The sequence below is a fragment of the Myroides sp. C15-4 genome (assembly GCF_050522745.1).
Taxonomy (GTDB): domain Bacteria; phylum Bacteroidota; class Bacteroidia; order Flavobacteriales; family Flavobacteriaceae; genus Flavobacterium.
The window spans coordinates 63,133-77,718 of sequence record NZ_JBMVQX010000003.1 but is presented as its reverse complement, the minus strand read 5'-3'; the positions used below and the strand labels follow the sequence as shown (position 1 = coordinate 77,718).

The 14,586-nt window shown below is 37.8% G+C and carries 16 protein-coding genes; 10 read left to right on the top strand and 6 right to left on the bottom strand.

Translation table 11 applies throughout. The annotated features are described in order from the left end of the window. Positions 1-5: 5 nt before the first annotated feature. The 9 genes from ACPDHL_RS02255 (at position 6) to ACPDHL_RS02215 (ending at position 6,882) form a co-directional block, all read left to right on the top strand. A complete protein-coding gene (locus ACPDHL_RS02255) occupies positions 6-1,103 on the top strand; it encodes an efflux RND transporter periplasmic adaptor subunit (RefSeq protein WP_430531176.1) in 1,098 nt (365 codons plus the stop codon). A 4-nt stretch (positions 1,104-1,107) separates the two neighbouring features. After that, on the top strand, positions 1,108-1,575 hold the full coding sequence (locus ACPDHL_RS02250; RefSeq protein ID WP_430531175.1) for a hypothetical protein: 468 nt from the start codon (positions 1,108-1,110) through the stop codon (positions 1,573-1,575). A 47-nt stretch (positions 1,576-1,622) separates the two neighbouring features. After that, a complete protein-coding gene (locus tag ACPDHL_RS02245) occupies positions 1,623-2,198 on the top strand; it encodes a helix-turn-helix domain-containing protein (protein WP_430531174.1) in 576 nt (191 codons plus the stop codon). Positions 2,199-2,368: 170 nt separating this feature from the next. Further along, entirely contained in the window at positions 2,369-2,872 is a 504-nt protein-coding gene (locus tag ACPDHL_RS02240; protein WP_430531173.1) for a DUF2938 domain-containing protein, read from the top strand. 70 nt (positions 2,873-2,942) lie between these two features. Beyond that, complete coding sequence (locus ACPDHL_RS02235; RefSeq protein ID WP_430531172.1) at positions 2,943-3,902, top strand: helix-turn-helix domain-containing protein; 960 nt, start codon at positions 2,943-2,945, stop codon at positions 3,900-3,902. 105 nt (positions 3,903-4,007) lie between these two features. Further along, positions 4,008-4,349, top strand: a complete 342-nt coding sequence (locus ACPDHL_RS02230; RefSeq protein WP_430531171.1) for a DUF4878 domain-containing protein — start codon at positions 4,008-4,010, stop codon at positions 4,347-4,349. Next, entirely contained in the window at positions 4,319-4,924 is a 606-nt protein-coding gene (locus ACPDHL_RS02225; protein WP_430531170.1) for a YiiX/YebB-like N1pC/P60 family cysteine hydrolase, read from the top strand. Before ACPDHL_RS02230 ends, ACPDHL_RS02225 begins: the two co-directional genes overlap by 31 nt. Before the next feature lie 438 nt (positions 4,925-5,362). Beyond that, a complete protein-coding gene (locus tag ACPDHL_RS02220; RefSeq protein ID WP_430531169.1) occupies positions 5,363-5,953 on the top strand; it encodes a hypothetical protein in 591 nt (196 codons plus the stop codon). Positions 5,954-6,099: 146 nt separating this feature from the next. Further along, positions 6,100-6,882: a GNAT family N-acetyltransferase gene (locus ACPDHL_RS02215; RefSeq protein WP_430531168.1), complete on the top strand. Its 783-nt coding sequence runs from the start codon at positions 6,100-6,102 to the stop codon at positions 6,880-6,882. 141 nt (positions 6,883-7,023) lie between these two features. Here ACPDHL_RS02215 and ACPDHL_RS02210 read toward each other — a convergent pair whose 3' ends face one another. Together ACPDHL_RS02210 and ACPDHL_RS02205 are read right to left on the bottom strand one after the other, a co-directional pair. Then, positions 7,024-7,674 (bottom strand): HAD family hydrolase, encoded by a 651-nt coding sequence (locus ACPDHL_RS02210; RefSeq protein ID WP_430531167.1) that lies wholly within the window; start codon positions 7,672-7,674, stop codon positions 7,024-7,026. Positions 7,675-7,694: 20 nt separating this feature from the next. Continuing rightward, complete coding sequence (locus tag ACPDHL_RS02205) at positions 7,695-8,078, bottom strand: cuticular collagen family protein (RefSeq protein WP_430531166.1); 384 nt, start codon at positions 8,076-8,078, stop codon at positions 7,695-7,697. Positions 8,079-8,253: 175 nt separating this feature from the next. Between ACPDHL_RS02205 and ACPDHL_RS02200 the strand changes: the two genes are divergently transcribed. Continuing rightward, a complete protein-coding gene (locus ACPDHL_RS02200) occupies positions 8,254-10,740 on the top strand; it encodes a YfhO family protein (protein ID WP_430531165.1) in 2,487 nt (828 codons plus the stop codon). 417 nt (positions 10,741-11,157) lie between these two features. Here ACPDHL_RS02200 and pstB read toward each other — a convergent pair whose 3' ends face one another. Genes pstB through ACPDHL_RS02180 form a run of 4 tightly spaced genes read right to left on the bottom strand, consistent with a single transcriptional unit; the run spans position 11,158 to position 14,496 of the window. Beyond that, a complete protein-coding gene (gene pstB / locus ACPDHL_RS02195) occupies positions 11,158-11,904 on the bottom strand; it encodes a phosphate ABC transporter ATP-binding protein PstB (RefSeq protein ID WP_430531164.1) in 747 nt (248 codons plus the stop codon). Further along, the gene (gene pstA, locus ACPDHL_RS02190) at positions 11,894-12,751 is read right to left on the bottom strand and encodes a phosphate ABC transporter permease PstA (RefSeq protein ID WP_430531163.1); all 858 of its coding nucleotides are present in this window, start codon (positions 12,749-12,751) and stop codon (positions 11,894-11,896) included. The genes pstB and pstA overlap by 11 nt, the downstream gene beginning before the upstream one ends. Beyond that, complete coding sequence (gene pstC, locus ACPDHL_RS02185) at positions 12,741-13,631, bottom strand: phosphate ABC transporter permease subunit PstC (protein ID WP_430531162.1); 891 nt, start codon at positions 13,629-13,631, stop codon at positions 12,741-12,743. The genes pstA and pstC overlap by 11 nt, the downstream gene beginning before the upstream one ends. A gap of 1 nt (position 13,632) precedes the next feature. Continuing rightward, entirely contained in the window at positions 13,633-14,496 is an 864-nt protein-coding gene (locus tag ACPDHL_RS02180) for a substrate-binding domain-containing protein (RefSeq protein WP_430531161.1), read from the bottom strand. Between the last annotated feature and the right edge of the window lie 90 nt (positions 14,497-14,586).

Here is a 14,586-nt window from a genome sequence, read left to right as displayed (position 1 = left end):
GAACGATGAAAAGAATAGTTATAACCCTGGTTAGTTTAGTAGTATTAACCGCATGTACAGATAAAAAAACAGCCGAATCACCCCTTGAAAAAGCAGGTGGAGAGAAACAAGGCATGACGGGGATGATGAATACAATGGAAACGTTTGTACTGGAAAAGACCAATCCCGTCGTTTCCCTTCAATTACCTGCTGAACTAAAAGCAGATCAGCGCACGGAATTAGTAGCGAAAGTCAATAGCTATGTCACCGATTTGCGTGTAGACATCGGCGACTTTGTCAAGAAGGGACAAGTGTTATTGGTCTTGGATGCACCTGAAATTCAAGCACAAGTTGCCCATGCACAAGCGAAGTGGAAGGCGCAGGAGGCAATATACGTTGCCACAAAGGCAACCTATGAGCGTACGTTAAAAGCAAATGAAACAGCAGGTGCAATAGCGCCAGATTACCTAGAGCAAGTAACAGCGAAGATGCTGGCAGACCAAGCGCAGGTAAACGCTGCCTTATCTGCTTATCAAGAAATGAAGAATATAGATCAATACTTGGTTATTAAAGCTCCTTTTGATGGTGTCGTAACGGATAGACAAGTAGACAAAGGAGCCTATGTTGGCCCGATGAATCAAGCCCCTTTATTGGTGGTGGAAGATGTTCAAAAGTTGAGGTTAACTATCGCTGTTGCAGAAGCAAATACCCCTTATGTACGCCTAGGGGATACGGTAACCTTTAAGGTGAAAACCATACCGCAAGAAGTGTTTTCAGGTGTGATTACTCGTCAATCAGGTAGTTTGGATCTAAAACTGCGTACAGAACAGATTCAGGCGGATATTGACAATAAAAATCAGCGATTGAAACCCCATATGATTGCCGATGTGACATTGAGTTTACAAAGTGAAGAACCTCGTTTCTTTGTTCCGAAAACTGCTGTAGTAGAGAGTAATTTAGGGGTATATGTCATCGAGATAAAAGGGGGGATCGCCTATCATATCAAGGTGGCAAAAGGTAGAGTCATGCCTATGATGGTTGAGGTTTTTGGTGATTTAACTGCTGGAACAACCCTTTTGAAAATGGCTACAGAAGAAATAATGCATGAACAAAAAATCAAATAATAAAATGAAAACAAATTGGATTAAAACAGTAGGTGTACTTGCTTTAAGCGTTGTTGCAATAGCTTGTGGAGACAAAAAGACAGCAGCAGTTACACAAGCGCAAGAGACGCAAGAAACGACAGCAAACGCAGCACATGAAATGCAGCAAATGCCTGTTGCTGCTTCATCAGACCAGCATAAAAAAGGCGACGCTGTACCCAAGGAATTAGTTTGTATGGTCAATGATGCCTATATGGGGAAAAAACAACTAGAAGTGATGCATGAGGGAAAGATGTATTATGGTTGCTGTGCCATGTGTCAATCGCGTATACCAGAAGATGAAAGCGTTCGAGTGGCTTTAGATCCGCTTACGTTAGAAACTGTAGATAAAGCAGAGGCGTATATCGTGATTATCGGAAATAACGGAGAAGTCGCTTATTTTAAAAATGAGGAAAATTATAGACAATTTGTAGCAGAAGCACCAGTAAATTAATAATAGTAGTAGGGAAGTAGTATGCTGCTTCCCTTTAATTCTTTGGTATGGATCAATCCTATATATTGCATATAAAAAATATGGTTTGCCCTCGTTGTATTCATTTGATTCAAAAAGAATTGCATGAGCTTGGTGTGGAAATTAAAGAAATTCAGCTGGGGAAAGTCAGGCTGTTTTCTCCTTTACTAGAAGCAAAAAAGGTAGAAATAAAGATGCGATTCTTACAGTTGGGATTTGAGCTACTTGACGATACACCTGCCATTGTTGTAGAGCAAATCAAGCGAAAAATTATTGAATGTGTAGAAGCTGATTGTGCAAGGGCAATGAATCTTTCAGATTACCTTGCTACGGATTCTACGTTGAGTTATGCGCGTATGGCAAAATTGTTTACCCTGCATACCCAACTTACCATTGAAAGGTATTACATCTTGTATCGCATTGAACGAGTAAAAGAACTGATTTCGTATGGCGAATTATCCCTCGAACAAATTGCAGCACAATTACAGTACAAAGAGGTTAGTCATATGAGTAAACAATTTAAAAAAATAGTAGGTATTTCTCCTTCGATTTATAGGAAAAATCAAAGGTTTGAACGCAAATACCTTGATCATATTAGTACGTAATTACCAATTGCTATACAGCTTTTTTGTATAGATTCACTAGTTTGTTGACAAAAAGAGGACCTTGGACCGTCCTCTTTTTTAATGTGATTTGTCCTGTTTTTACTCCAATTCGCATCAGAAGATAAGCTGTGGGATGTACTAGTTTTGTTTCAAATTTAAAAGAGTTTGTTATGAATGATTTGTTCACTTTACTAGGTTATGCCCTTTTCATTGGGGTAGCTGCAACTATCTTTATGGATATATATGCTATTTTTGTCCGAAAAGCATTTAAAATACCTTCGTTGAATTACGCCTTTTTAGGACGATGGATAGCACATTTTAAAAACGGTGTTTTTACGCATAAGACCATTATCCAAGCGCAGCCCATGGCAGGAGAAAAAACAATAGGTTGGTGTGCACACTATTTGATTGGGATTACCTTTGCTTTTGTTTTATTGCTGATTACTGGCGTAGAATGGCTAGAACAGCCTACTTTACTACCCGCTTTAGCCGTAGGGATTGGTACTACAGTAGCTCCCTTTTTTATGATGCAACCTGCTTTTGGATTTGGAATCGCAGCAGCTAAAACACCTCAACCTAACACAGCGCGTTCTAGAAGCTTATTGACGCATACAATTTACGGCATCGGCTTGTATATTGGAGGATGGCTTTTACATGTTTTACTTGCCCTTTAATGCGGAAAGTAAGGAAAGGTGTAATCGAATATCAAAAGTTGTTTTATCTTTAATCTAAATAAGTCAAAGGATGAAAAAGGAAGGGAATATCCGTGAAATTAGTACGGTAGAGGAATTTAAAACGCTCTATTTTACTGATGTACACGGTAAAATTGTATGCGAAGAATGTTGTACCATTGCGTATAATACAGGTATTGGTTTTCTAGAGATTTTTACCCTAGAGCATTTGGCTCAGCTTCCCAACTCTCTTGAAGGCCAGCAAACGCGTAAAAAATTTTATACCCTAGTTTTGATCACTGCAGGACAAGTGGAAGAAATGATTGGATCTACAGCCTACACCTTTAAGGCAGGTGATATGTTTTTTATCGCTGAAAATCAAATGCACCATATTCAACAATGGAGTGAAGACGTCAAAGGTTTTATGTGCTTGTTTGATGCCGATTATTTCTTATTGTGTTTAAAACATCAAATTAAGCTAAGCAGTTTTCCCTTTTTTCAAATCGGACAATCGCCTTTTATTCAATTAGAAGAACGCGAAATTGTTATGATGGAGCATTTATTTTGGAAGTTAAATAGCGAAAGATGCCAAAAAGAAACCTTTAATGATGATTTACTCGTGCGTATGTTCTTGAATATTATTCTATTGGAAGCAGAACGCATCTACAACAATAAAAAGGCAGCAACCCCTTTCGTATTATCGCGAAAAGAACAATTGGTTGCGCGTTTTCAATTGCTGGTCAATCAGCAAATTATTCAAATGAAACAGGTAAATGAATATGCGAATGAACTCCATGTGCATCCCCATTATTTGAATGATGTAGTCAAAGAAATCACAGGATTTCCCGCCAGTTATTTTATTCAAAAACAATTAATTGACGAAATTAAAGCGCGTTTAATTCAAACCAACAATACCGTTGCTATTATTGCAGGAGATCTAAACTTTACGGAAGAATCCTACTTGGGACGTTTTTTCAAAAAGCAAGTGGGAGTGACTCCTATTCAATACCGTAAGAAACACAAACAACATTAGTAAACTGTTTACAGTTAGCAAATTGTCAATGAATTAACATTTGTGAAATAAATATCTTTTTTAATTGAAATTATGTTAAATTTGATGAATATAAAAAAAAAGATCATGATGAAGAAAATGGCAATGTTAGTTACATTAGGATTGTTGATGGTTTCTTGTTCACAAGGGCCTAAAGACGCAGCTGTAAAGTTTACAGAAAATGTAGCAAAAGGAAAAATTGAAGAAGCGAAAAAATACGCTACTGAACCAACAGGAAAATTGTTGGATATGGCTATGTCTTTTGGTGGAATGCCAGTAGATCCAGAGGCTAAGGTAGAGTTTGTAAAAGATTCTATCGTTGATACAAAAGCTTGGGTGACCATCAAAAATCCGAAAGGGGAGGAACAAGAAATAACGTTGGTGAAAGTAGATGGAAAATGGTTGGTAAACATGGAACCAAAAAAGTAACTCTAAGTTTAGTTACGAGTTTTTTTGTTTTACTTTCCTGTACGAAAATACCGAAGCAATCAACACAAGAGCAGTCAATACCTGTTGCATTACAAAGTGGAGATCTAATCCTTCGAAAGGGAACAGGATATTTTTCAGATATCTTCAAACGCATGGCTTCTCGTGACAAAAGGTTTTCCCATATTGGAATTATCAGTAAAGAACGGGATTCTATTTTTGTCTATCATATTGAAGCTGATGAGTTTACTGGAGAAGGGGTTGTGTTAAGAGAAGAGGTCAATCATTTTTTACAGCAATCAACGGACCATGCTTTTTACGCTAATGCAATGGATACAGTAGCGAAGCAGGCCATGCTTGTCAAAGCAAAAGCTTTTTTTGAAGTAAAGGTTGTTTTTGATTTAAATTTCAATGCAGCAGATGACGATAAATTGTATTGCTCTGAATTAGTTGCAAAATGCATTAACTACGGGATGGATTCCATTTATATTCAGCCTACGCTCAATTGGAAAGGGCATCTTTTCTACGGATTAGACGACATTTATTCCAAAGCAGCTTTTAGCGAAATAGGATTATAGTTAACCTTTAGATTTGCTAACTGAGAATATGATAATATTGTAAAGAATAAATAAAACAACCTAATCAACAAAGTGAACCAGACAGTTAATCGGTTGATAGTTGATGAGACAATCCAAAAATACATAGAGAGCATCTGTCTAGGTGCTCTCTTTTTTTACTGTGATATGTGAGGGAAAACTGGCCAAATGTACAAGGATTCCAACACAAGCGTTATGTACCTTAGCGGAAGAATAAAATTTGTTTTAGAAGTAAAATAATTTTTTGTTGAAGCGATTATTGTTTAGTACTTTATCCAATAAAGTAAAGCTTCATTTTTTTTACGTTATGGATTAGGTATTAGCTGTTTAGTTAATACTTAATTTTTTAGTAAGAAGTTGGTGTGAAAAAGATTTGCTTAGATAATATAGAATATTAAATTTGCATAAAATTTTAATAAAATGAAAAAAGGAGTATATCTTGTATTACTTGTCTTAGTAGGGAGTATACAATCATTCGCACAAACAATCCATGACTTTAAATTGCTAAAGGGTGAAACAGAAGTAGAGGTTGTGTTTAATTATGAGAATCTTCGCATGATGAAGGAAAACCTGACCGAAGAGCAGTATATAAACAATCACATCAGAGATCTAGAGAAGAAAGATCAAGGGTCTTCAACGGTGTGGGTGAAATCGTGGAATCGCAGCAAAGAAGAGCTGTGGAATCCTAAGTTTTTACAACTGACTAATAAGTACACAGATAGAAAGGTGAAGTTTACAGAGAAAGCACCAAACTCAAAATACATTTTATTTGTTGAAGTACTATGGATTTACCCAGGATGGGATGCTGGAGTTATAAAGCAAGCAGCTAAAGTAACTTCAACTTTGCGATTAGTAAGCAGAGAAAATCCAACTGAGGTACTAGCACAACATTCGTTTGAGAATATGCCAGGTAATCAGTTTGGATCAAACTTTAACAATGAATCTCGCATTGCTGAAGGATTTGCAAAAACAGGAAAAGATTTTGCAAAAAAGATTGTAAAGAGCATTTAAGTATATAAATCAGGCTAAAAGCGCAGTGAAATTCACTGCGCTTTTTTTTTGAATCAGCGATTAAAAACTTGGGTATAACGCCTAAATTGATGTACTTTTAAGTGACTAGTAAGTAGTTAGATAGTGCCTCATTCAAATTCATAATTATGGGAAATTTCATCGTATTAGATCAAACCAATTTGGATCAAGAACATATTTGTTGTGCAATCTCTGATAAAAAATGTAGGGAAGGTTATCAGTTAAAAAAGGATTGGTTGAGGCGCGAAATGAAACATGGCTATGTTTTTCGCAGAATCGATGCTAGGGCAAAAGTATTCATCGAATATGGACCTGCTGAATATGGCTGGGCTCCGATTATTGCCCCCAATTATCTATTGATTAATTGTTTTTGGGTTGCTGGACAATACAAGGGAAAGGGCTATGGCAAACAATTGCTTCAAATGGCAATTGACGATGCAAAAAAGGACCATCGACAGGGATTGGTTACTGTGGTTGGCACACAGAAACTTCACTTTATGAGCGATACCAACTGGTTGCTCAAACAGGGATTTACAACCGTAGCACAGACTCATGATGGATTTAGTTTGTTGGCCTTGACCTGGGGAGATCAGGCGGTTTTACCAACATTTCATGCTAGTGTTTACGCAACCTCCCAAAAGGAGGAAACAGGACTAAGGGTGTATTATTCCAACCGATGCCCTTTTTCTGAATTTCACGTTCAAAATTCATTAATAGAAACCGCTCGAAAGCGAAATATTCCTTTAGAAATAATTAAATTGGAAAGTAGTGAACAAGCACAACAAGCACCTTGTCCTGCGACGATCTTTAGCTTGTATTATAAAGGAAAATTTATCACAACTGATATCAGCGTCTGTATGGATAGTCGCTTTGATAAAATAGTTGAGAAACAGATGGGAAAGAAAAGATAAAATATTAGGTAGTTGCGTGAAAGACCTAATTTAGGTTAGAACTAAAGGAATTCGATACATACCAACGATTTACCTCTCTTGTACTTGATTCAACAGGAGGTACATCGTTTTTTTTTGTACTTACTAACTTGTGTAGTAGTTTTATATTTCAAAATGCGCTAAATCAATAAAATGACGTTGCATACCATGGGCTATTAGCACATCTTGGTTGGTTGTGCCAATTCCGATGAAATCAAGGTTTAAATTTTGGGCTGTAATCAAATCCCAAAGTCCATCACCAATGGAAATAATGCGGTCAAAGTGCGAGGTTTGATAATGCGTTTTTGCGTTGTTGATCGCTTGGGTTACTATGTTTTCTCTTTCTTCAATTTGATTGGATGCGACAAGTTGAAGTGGATCAAAAGCAATTCCTACGCGTTCCAGTTTGAGTAAGGCCGGTTTATAAAGCGAGCCCGTAGCGAAGCAAATACCAAAGTCAGGGTGTTGTTCTAGTTTTTCTACTAGTTTCTTCCCACCTTTAATTTCCTTTATCGTTGCTTGTTCGATTTCTTCATATAAGGTGGCTTCAAACCTTTCAAGGAGCGATGGGGTAAAGGGTTGTCCCATGGCCGACTCATAGATTACTTTGGCTATATGTGAATCGGTATGATGTTGATATGTCCCAAAAGCAGCATTAAAAGATTGAATACCTAAGGCTTGTAGCGCTTGGATAAATGCCTTTTGATGGATGGCTACCGTATCAGTCAACGTCCCGTCAATATCAAAAACGAGCAGGTTCTTTTTTGTTTTCATTTTTTATCTTTCAATTAAGGCTAGTTTTCGTCCCTTTCTCCAGTTGGATCTGTATTTTTAGTAGAGGAAGTTTGCATTTCTTCCGCTTCTTTCCGCTTGTATTTGATTCGCCTAAGTTGTCGTTCGAGGTCGAATATTTCGTCATTGACTTTCTGAATATGAGAATAGATCATATACGGAAGCACGATACTAAATAGAATAGCTATAGCAGTAAAAGCCTCCCAATATCCCATGGTCTCTGCCATAGACGGTCCTTTTCTTCTCCCAGGAATACCGGGTATTAAAAAACAACAAAGGGCAAAAAAGGGAATAAGGAATAACACTTCCCATTTTCTTTGAGGTAGTTTCGCTAGTTCCGCTTTTATTCTTTTTTCCTTTCGATTAAGTGCTGCGATTGTATTCATTGTCGATTCAACTATTCGTTTCGGCCATGTGCTTTCTTGTTTGGATCAAAAAAAGCAGCAGGATAAATATAGGGAAATGTTTGATGGGAGTGAGAATTAAATAATAATAAATCCATGGAATTGGAAGGGAATAGGTTTGATTATTTTATATTTGAAGCTTATTTTATATAAAATGATGAAAAAAGCATCCCTGTATTATCCTCATATTTTGGCGTTTCTCGGTTTTATCCTGATTGCCTTGCTGTATTTTTCTCCTGTTCTGCAAGGAAAGAAATTATATCAATCGGACATTGTTCAATATATGGGAATGGCAAAAGCTCAAACGGATTTTAAAGCAGAAACAGGTGAGGAGTTATACTGGACGGATCATGCTTTTTTGGGAATGCCAACCTATCAGTTAGGGGCGCATTATCCGTATAATTACATCAAAAAGTTGGATCATGCGATTCGATTTTTACCGCGACCAGCGGATTATTTGTTTTTGTATTTTCTCTCTTTTTATGTGTTGTTGATCACGATGAGAATCCCTCCATTAAAAGCCTTTTTTGGCGCTTTGGCCTTTGGATTCTCCACGTATTTGATTATTATTTTTGGCGCAGGACACAATGCAAAAGCCCATGCGATTGCTTATATGCCTTTGGTTGTAGCTGGTGTGCTTTTAGTGTTTCGAAAGCGCTATGTTATTGGGGCGCTAGTAACCACATTAGCGGTGGCTTTGGAAATACAAGCCAATCACTTTCAAATGACGTATTATCTCTTGTTTTTGCTTGCTTTTTTAGGGATCTATTATACGGTAAAAGCAATACGGGCAAAAACGTACAACCACTTGTTCTTGTCTTGGGGAATTCTCTTGGGATCTGCCATAATAGCACTGGGAGTCAATGCAACGAATCTACTAGCAACGGCAGAATTTTCAACCTTTAGTATTCGCCATAAAAGCGAGTTGACCTTGCAACCAGATGGGGCAACAAAGCAAACAACTTCGGCCATGGATTACGATTATATTACCGAATATAGCTACGGAATTGCCGAAAGTTTAAACCTCATTTTTCCGCGTTTGTTTGGTGGGGGAATGGCTGAGGATGTAGGAATAGATTCTCCTGTATACCAATATGTAATTAACCAAGGGGCCTCTATGACAGAAGCCGAAAAGTTTGCCTCAAATGTACCGTTGTATTGGGGAGATCAACCCATTGTTGAAGCTCCAGCTTACCTTGGGGCTATTGTGTTTTTCTTGGCCGTTTTCTGCCTCTTTGCAGATCGCCGTAAGATAAAATATGCCTTTTTAGCAGGTATTGTTTTGACGCTACTCTTGTCTTGGGGTAAAAATTTGGCGGGATTAACGACGTTCTTTATTCACTACATCCCTTTATACGATAAATTTAGAGCGGTATCCTCTATACAGGTAATAGTAGAGCTGTGTATGCCAATTTTGGCAATCATGGGACTGCAAACGTTTTTTAAATTAGAAGAAAAAGAACAAAAGAAATACCTGTTGCAAACAAGCCTCTTCTTTTTTGGTATGGTTGGTTTACTTTGGTTAGGAAAAGACGCCTTTAGTTTTACTTCTTATCGCGATCAGTTTTACGCCCAAACAGACCAAGGACGAGTCTTTCTCAGCGTGTTGATTAAACAAAGACAAGAGGTATATACCGCAGATTTACTACGCTCATCTCTATTTGTAGGACTTGTAATTGGCGCGTTGTTCTTAGCGCACAAAAAATATGTATCAACGATTATGGCAACGGTATTCGTTGGTGGACTTATGGTTACAGATTTAGTACTGATCGACAAGAAGTACGTCAACAACGATAGTTTTGTTCCCGCTTACGTCATGGAGGTACCCTTTCAAAAAATCCCTGCAGATGAGTATATCCTACAAGATAAGACCCATTATCGCGTGTATAATCCACAAGGGCGTTTACAGGGAAAAACCAATTATTTTCACAAGTCAGTGGGAGGATACAGTGCGGTTCGACCACAAAAAGCAGATGAAGTTTTTATTTATCAGGTAGAACCTCAGCTCAATACATTAATCGATCACATCAACCAAACAGCAATGACCTTAGAAAAAAGTCTGCCCGTATTGGATATGTTGAACGTCAAATACCTTTTACTTCAAACCCAAGATAATCAGGATATTCCCCTTTTAAATGCTAGTGCGAATGGACCAGCTTGGTTTGTGCAGTCCTTGCAAATGGTGCAATCGCCAGATGAAGAGATGAAAGCGTTGGCTTCTTTGCAAACGAAAAAAGAAGCTGTAGTCAACACGGTTAAATTTCCGGAATTAGCAGTAAAATCTTCTTTTTCCGTAGATTCTACAGCAACGATTGTACTAGATCAATATCAACCCAACCACGTACAGTATACCACACAAAATAATCAAGCGGGATTTGCCGTGTTTTCAGAGGTATTTTATGAGAAAGGGTGGAACGCTTATATTGATAATCAACTCGTTCCCCATTATGAAGTAAATTATTTATTGCGTGGATTGCCAATTCCAACTGGGAAACACAGGGTCGAATTTAAGTTTGAACCCCAAGTGATTCAAACAGGGAGTAGGATTACAATCGCTAGTTTTGTTCTACTGTTTTTGTTCCTAGGTGGAGGTTTGTATTGGAATAAACGAAAAAAACAGAAGAAAGAAGCACAAGAGTGGTAAAAATGATTTAATTATTGACATATTGAGTAGGAAATGCAGTAAGAAATAAATGATTTTGAGGGCGCTGTGAAAAAAGCGCTCAGGATATTTTTTAAATTGTACGATATCATATAATTAGTACGCCTATGTTAATTTTTAATTCTTCAGGATTATTGATATTGTTTCAACAATACAAGAATTTGAACAGGAATTTGTTTCAAATATCTCAACCGTAAAAAGAAGAACATTGTTTAATTCGTATGTTAAATATAATGAAGACTTTAAAAAGTTTGTAAATTAGAGGAGTTGCATCAGTGGATTGATGGGGTTTATGTCATTAAAAAAGATAGCGGATGTTTTTATCTAAAATAAACCATAAAATATAAAAGCAGGTGATTTTTAAATCACCTGCTTTTTTGGTTTTTATTTCAATGTTGGTTATCCAAACACGCCGTTGATGTAATTTTTAGTCATTTCGTGTTTGGGATTTTCAAAGATATCTTGTGTCAAGCCACTTTCTTTTACTTCTCCCAAGTACATAAAGTAGGTGTGATCAGCAATACGTTGGGCTTGTTGCATATTGTGTGTCACAATGGCAATGGTGTATTTTTCTTTTAGATGTAGGATTAATTCTTCAATTTTGATCGTACTCACAGGGTCCAAAGCAGAGCAAGGTTCATCCATTAGGATTACTTCTGGACGTAAAGCAACGGCTCTAGCAATACAAAGGCGTTGTTGTTGTCCACCTGATAAACGGTGAGCAGGCATTTTCAAATCATCCTTTACTTCATCCCACAAGAAAGCTTCTGTCAATGCTTTTTCAATGACGCTTTTATCATGGGGTAAGTTGTTTATTTTTAGTCCGTAGGCGATATTGTCATAAATGCTTTTAGGAAAGGGATTTGCCTTTTGAAAAACCATTCCAATGCGCTTGCGAATTTCTGTTACGGGAATATTTTTGGCATAGATATCTTGATCTTCTAATCGTATTGAACCTTGAATTTTGGCATAAGGAACTAAGTCGTGCATGCGGTTAAAGCTTCGCAACAATGTACTTTTTCCACAACCCGAAGGACCAATCAAGGCCGTAATTTTATTTTCTTCAAATTGTACACTTACATTCTTTAAAACATGTTTGCTTCCAAAGCTAATGTTTAGGTTGTCAGCAGCTAATTTAGTTTTCATTTTTTCTGAATTTATAACGGATATAAAATGCGCTTAGGTTTAATAAAAACACCACCAAGATGAGTACTAATGCCGTTCCATAGGCGATTGGTCTTACTTCATCAATGGATTGATGTTGAGTGGATAACATGTACAAGTGATAGGGAAGTGCCATAAACTCTTGGTTAATGTATCCATTGGTATCACTGATGTAAAAGGCAGCCCCTGTAAATAGGATAGGAGCGGTTTCTCCAGCCGCTCTTGATAGGGTTAGAACCACACCAGTAAGAATTCCTGGAACAGCTGAAGGAATCACAACGTCTTTGATGGTTTCAAATTTTGTTGCTCCAACAGCTAAAGCTGCTTCTCTTGTACTATTGGGAATTTGCATTAAGGCTTCTTCTGTGGTTGTAATAATATAAGGGAGAGACAATAATCCAAGGGTTAATCCAGCCGCCAATAAAGACGTGCCCAATTGAAGGGTTTGAACAAATAAAGCCAAACCAAATAATCCATAGATAATAGAAGGTACTCCCGATAAATTTCGAATAGCCGCGCGGATTATTCGGGTTAACCAGTTGTTCTCTGCGTATTCGTTGAGGTAAATCGCACAACAAACACCAAAAGGAATACTGAATAGGGCTGTAATCAGCGTGATCAATACCGTTCCAATAATTGGAGTGAGAATACCGCCTTGGGTCATCCCTTCTTTAGGAACACTCGAGATAAATTCCCACGAAATACTTCCTGCTCCTTTAGTTATGATCTCTAGGATAATAACAACAAGGAAAAAGCACACGATAAGCGTTGTTCCTACTAAAGTACCCCATTCAATAATAGAGGATAATTTCAATTTATTAAGCTGCATGGTATTTTCTTAATCGGTTGATAAAATATTCACCTACTAGGTTGGCAATTAGCGTCATAAAGAATAAAACAGTCGCTAGTGCGTATAATCCGTAGTAGTGCGTGGTTTGGTAGGGAACTTCTCCCATTTCAATGGCAATGGTTGCGGTCATGGTTTTGACCGAATCGAAGAACCCTTTGGGGATTAAGGCGGCATTTCCAGTCGCCATTAATACGGTCATGGTTTCTCCAATCGCTCGACCTACACCCAACATGATAGCAGAGATAATACCCGGTGCTGCAGCGGGAATGATCACTTTACGCAAGGTTTGCCATTTGGTAGCTCCTACGCCATAACTTGCTTCTTTGTAAGTTTTAGGTACGGCATGAATGGCATCTTCTGCAATGGTAATAATGGTTGGTAAGGCCATTACCGCGAGTAGAATGGCGCCGTTTAGTGCATTTAACCCATTGGGTAACCCAGCCATATCCGCTAATCCTGGACTTACAACCACAATACCTAAGAAACCAATCACTACCGAAGGAACGGCAGCCAACATTTCAATGGCAGGTTTGAGTATGTTTTTTAATCGCGTACCAGCATATTCAGAAATAAAGGCGGCTGTTCCAATCCCTAAGGGAATGGCAAGTAACATAGCGCCAAAGGTAACGAGTGTTGTACTTAAAATTAAAGGAAGCATCCCGTATAAAGGAGTCTTAGCCGTTGGATTCCACTCCATACCTGTGATGAAATCAAGGGGCTTCACATCCATAAAAAAGGAAAATGAATTGTAAATTAACAAGGCTAAAATTCCACCCAATAAGCACAGCACTAAAAGTCCCGTCGCTTTGAAGATATATTTGAAGGCAATATCTAAACTAATTCTAACTTTATATTTCATTTTATGGTCGTTCTATGATGTAATACCCATGTTCTTTAATCAGCTGTTTTCCCGCCTCGCTATTTTCAAAATCAATAAATGGTTTGACCTTCTCCCAAGAGTCTTCTAGGATAAACTGATAAAGCGGTCGTTGAAAGAAGTATAAGCTGTTGTTGATGGCGTATGCATCTATAGGAGAATACGCTTGAGAGGTAGGGGTTTCTTTGATGCTTAGAATTTTTACTGTTGGATTAGTTGCCGTTTCATGCGAGATGTATCCCGCACCAACATAACCAATACCAGATTTGTCGGTTTTAATCCCTTCTAAGATTTGGGCATTGCCCGTCATTTCTTTTGCCGCATTTGAAAACTCAATCTTGAGCTTCTTTTTGATGAAGGAATGAGTCCCCGAACTACTCTGACGCCCATAGATATTAATAGGGAGGTCTACAGCAGTAAGTTGATTCCAATTGGTAATCTCTCCATTCATGATTTTAGCAAGCGTTTCCAAATCAATCGTCTCTATAGGAAGATCTTTATGTACAACAAATGCCGTAGCATCTTCAGCAAAGATCACCGTTCGAACCTTGATATTCTTGGTTTCGAATTGCTCAATCTCCTTTTCTGAGAGAGGACGAGAAGAATTGGCAATGTCCGCCTGTCCATTTAGTAAAGAAGTAATCCCAATTCCAGATCCTCCACCCGATATCGCAATACTAAAGGTAGCATCTACTTTGGTGTATTTTTCTGCCAGGTTTACCGCAAGATTTACCTCCGTATCGGATCCCTTCATTTTGATGGAATGGTTCTTATCTCCACAGGATAGGAGGAGAAAAGCCGATAAGATAAGCAGACTTTTTCGTGTATGAATGTATAGCTGTTTCATTACCACAAAAAACATCGTTTACTTTAACGTAAAGGTTACTCTAATATTATCAATATGTTAACGATGTTAGGTTATGGTTTACATCAAATC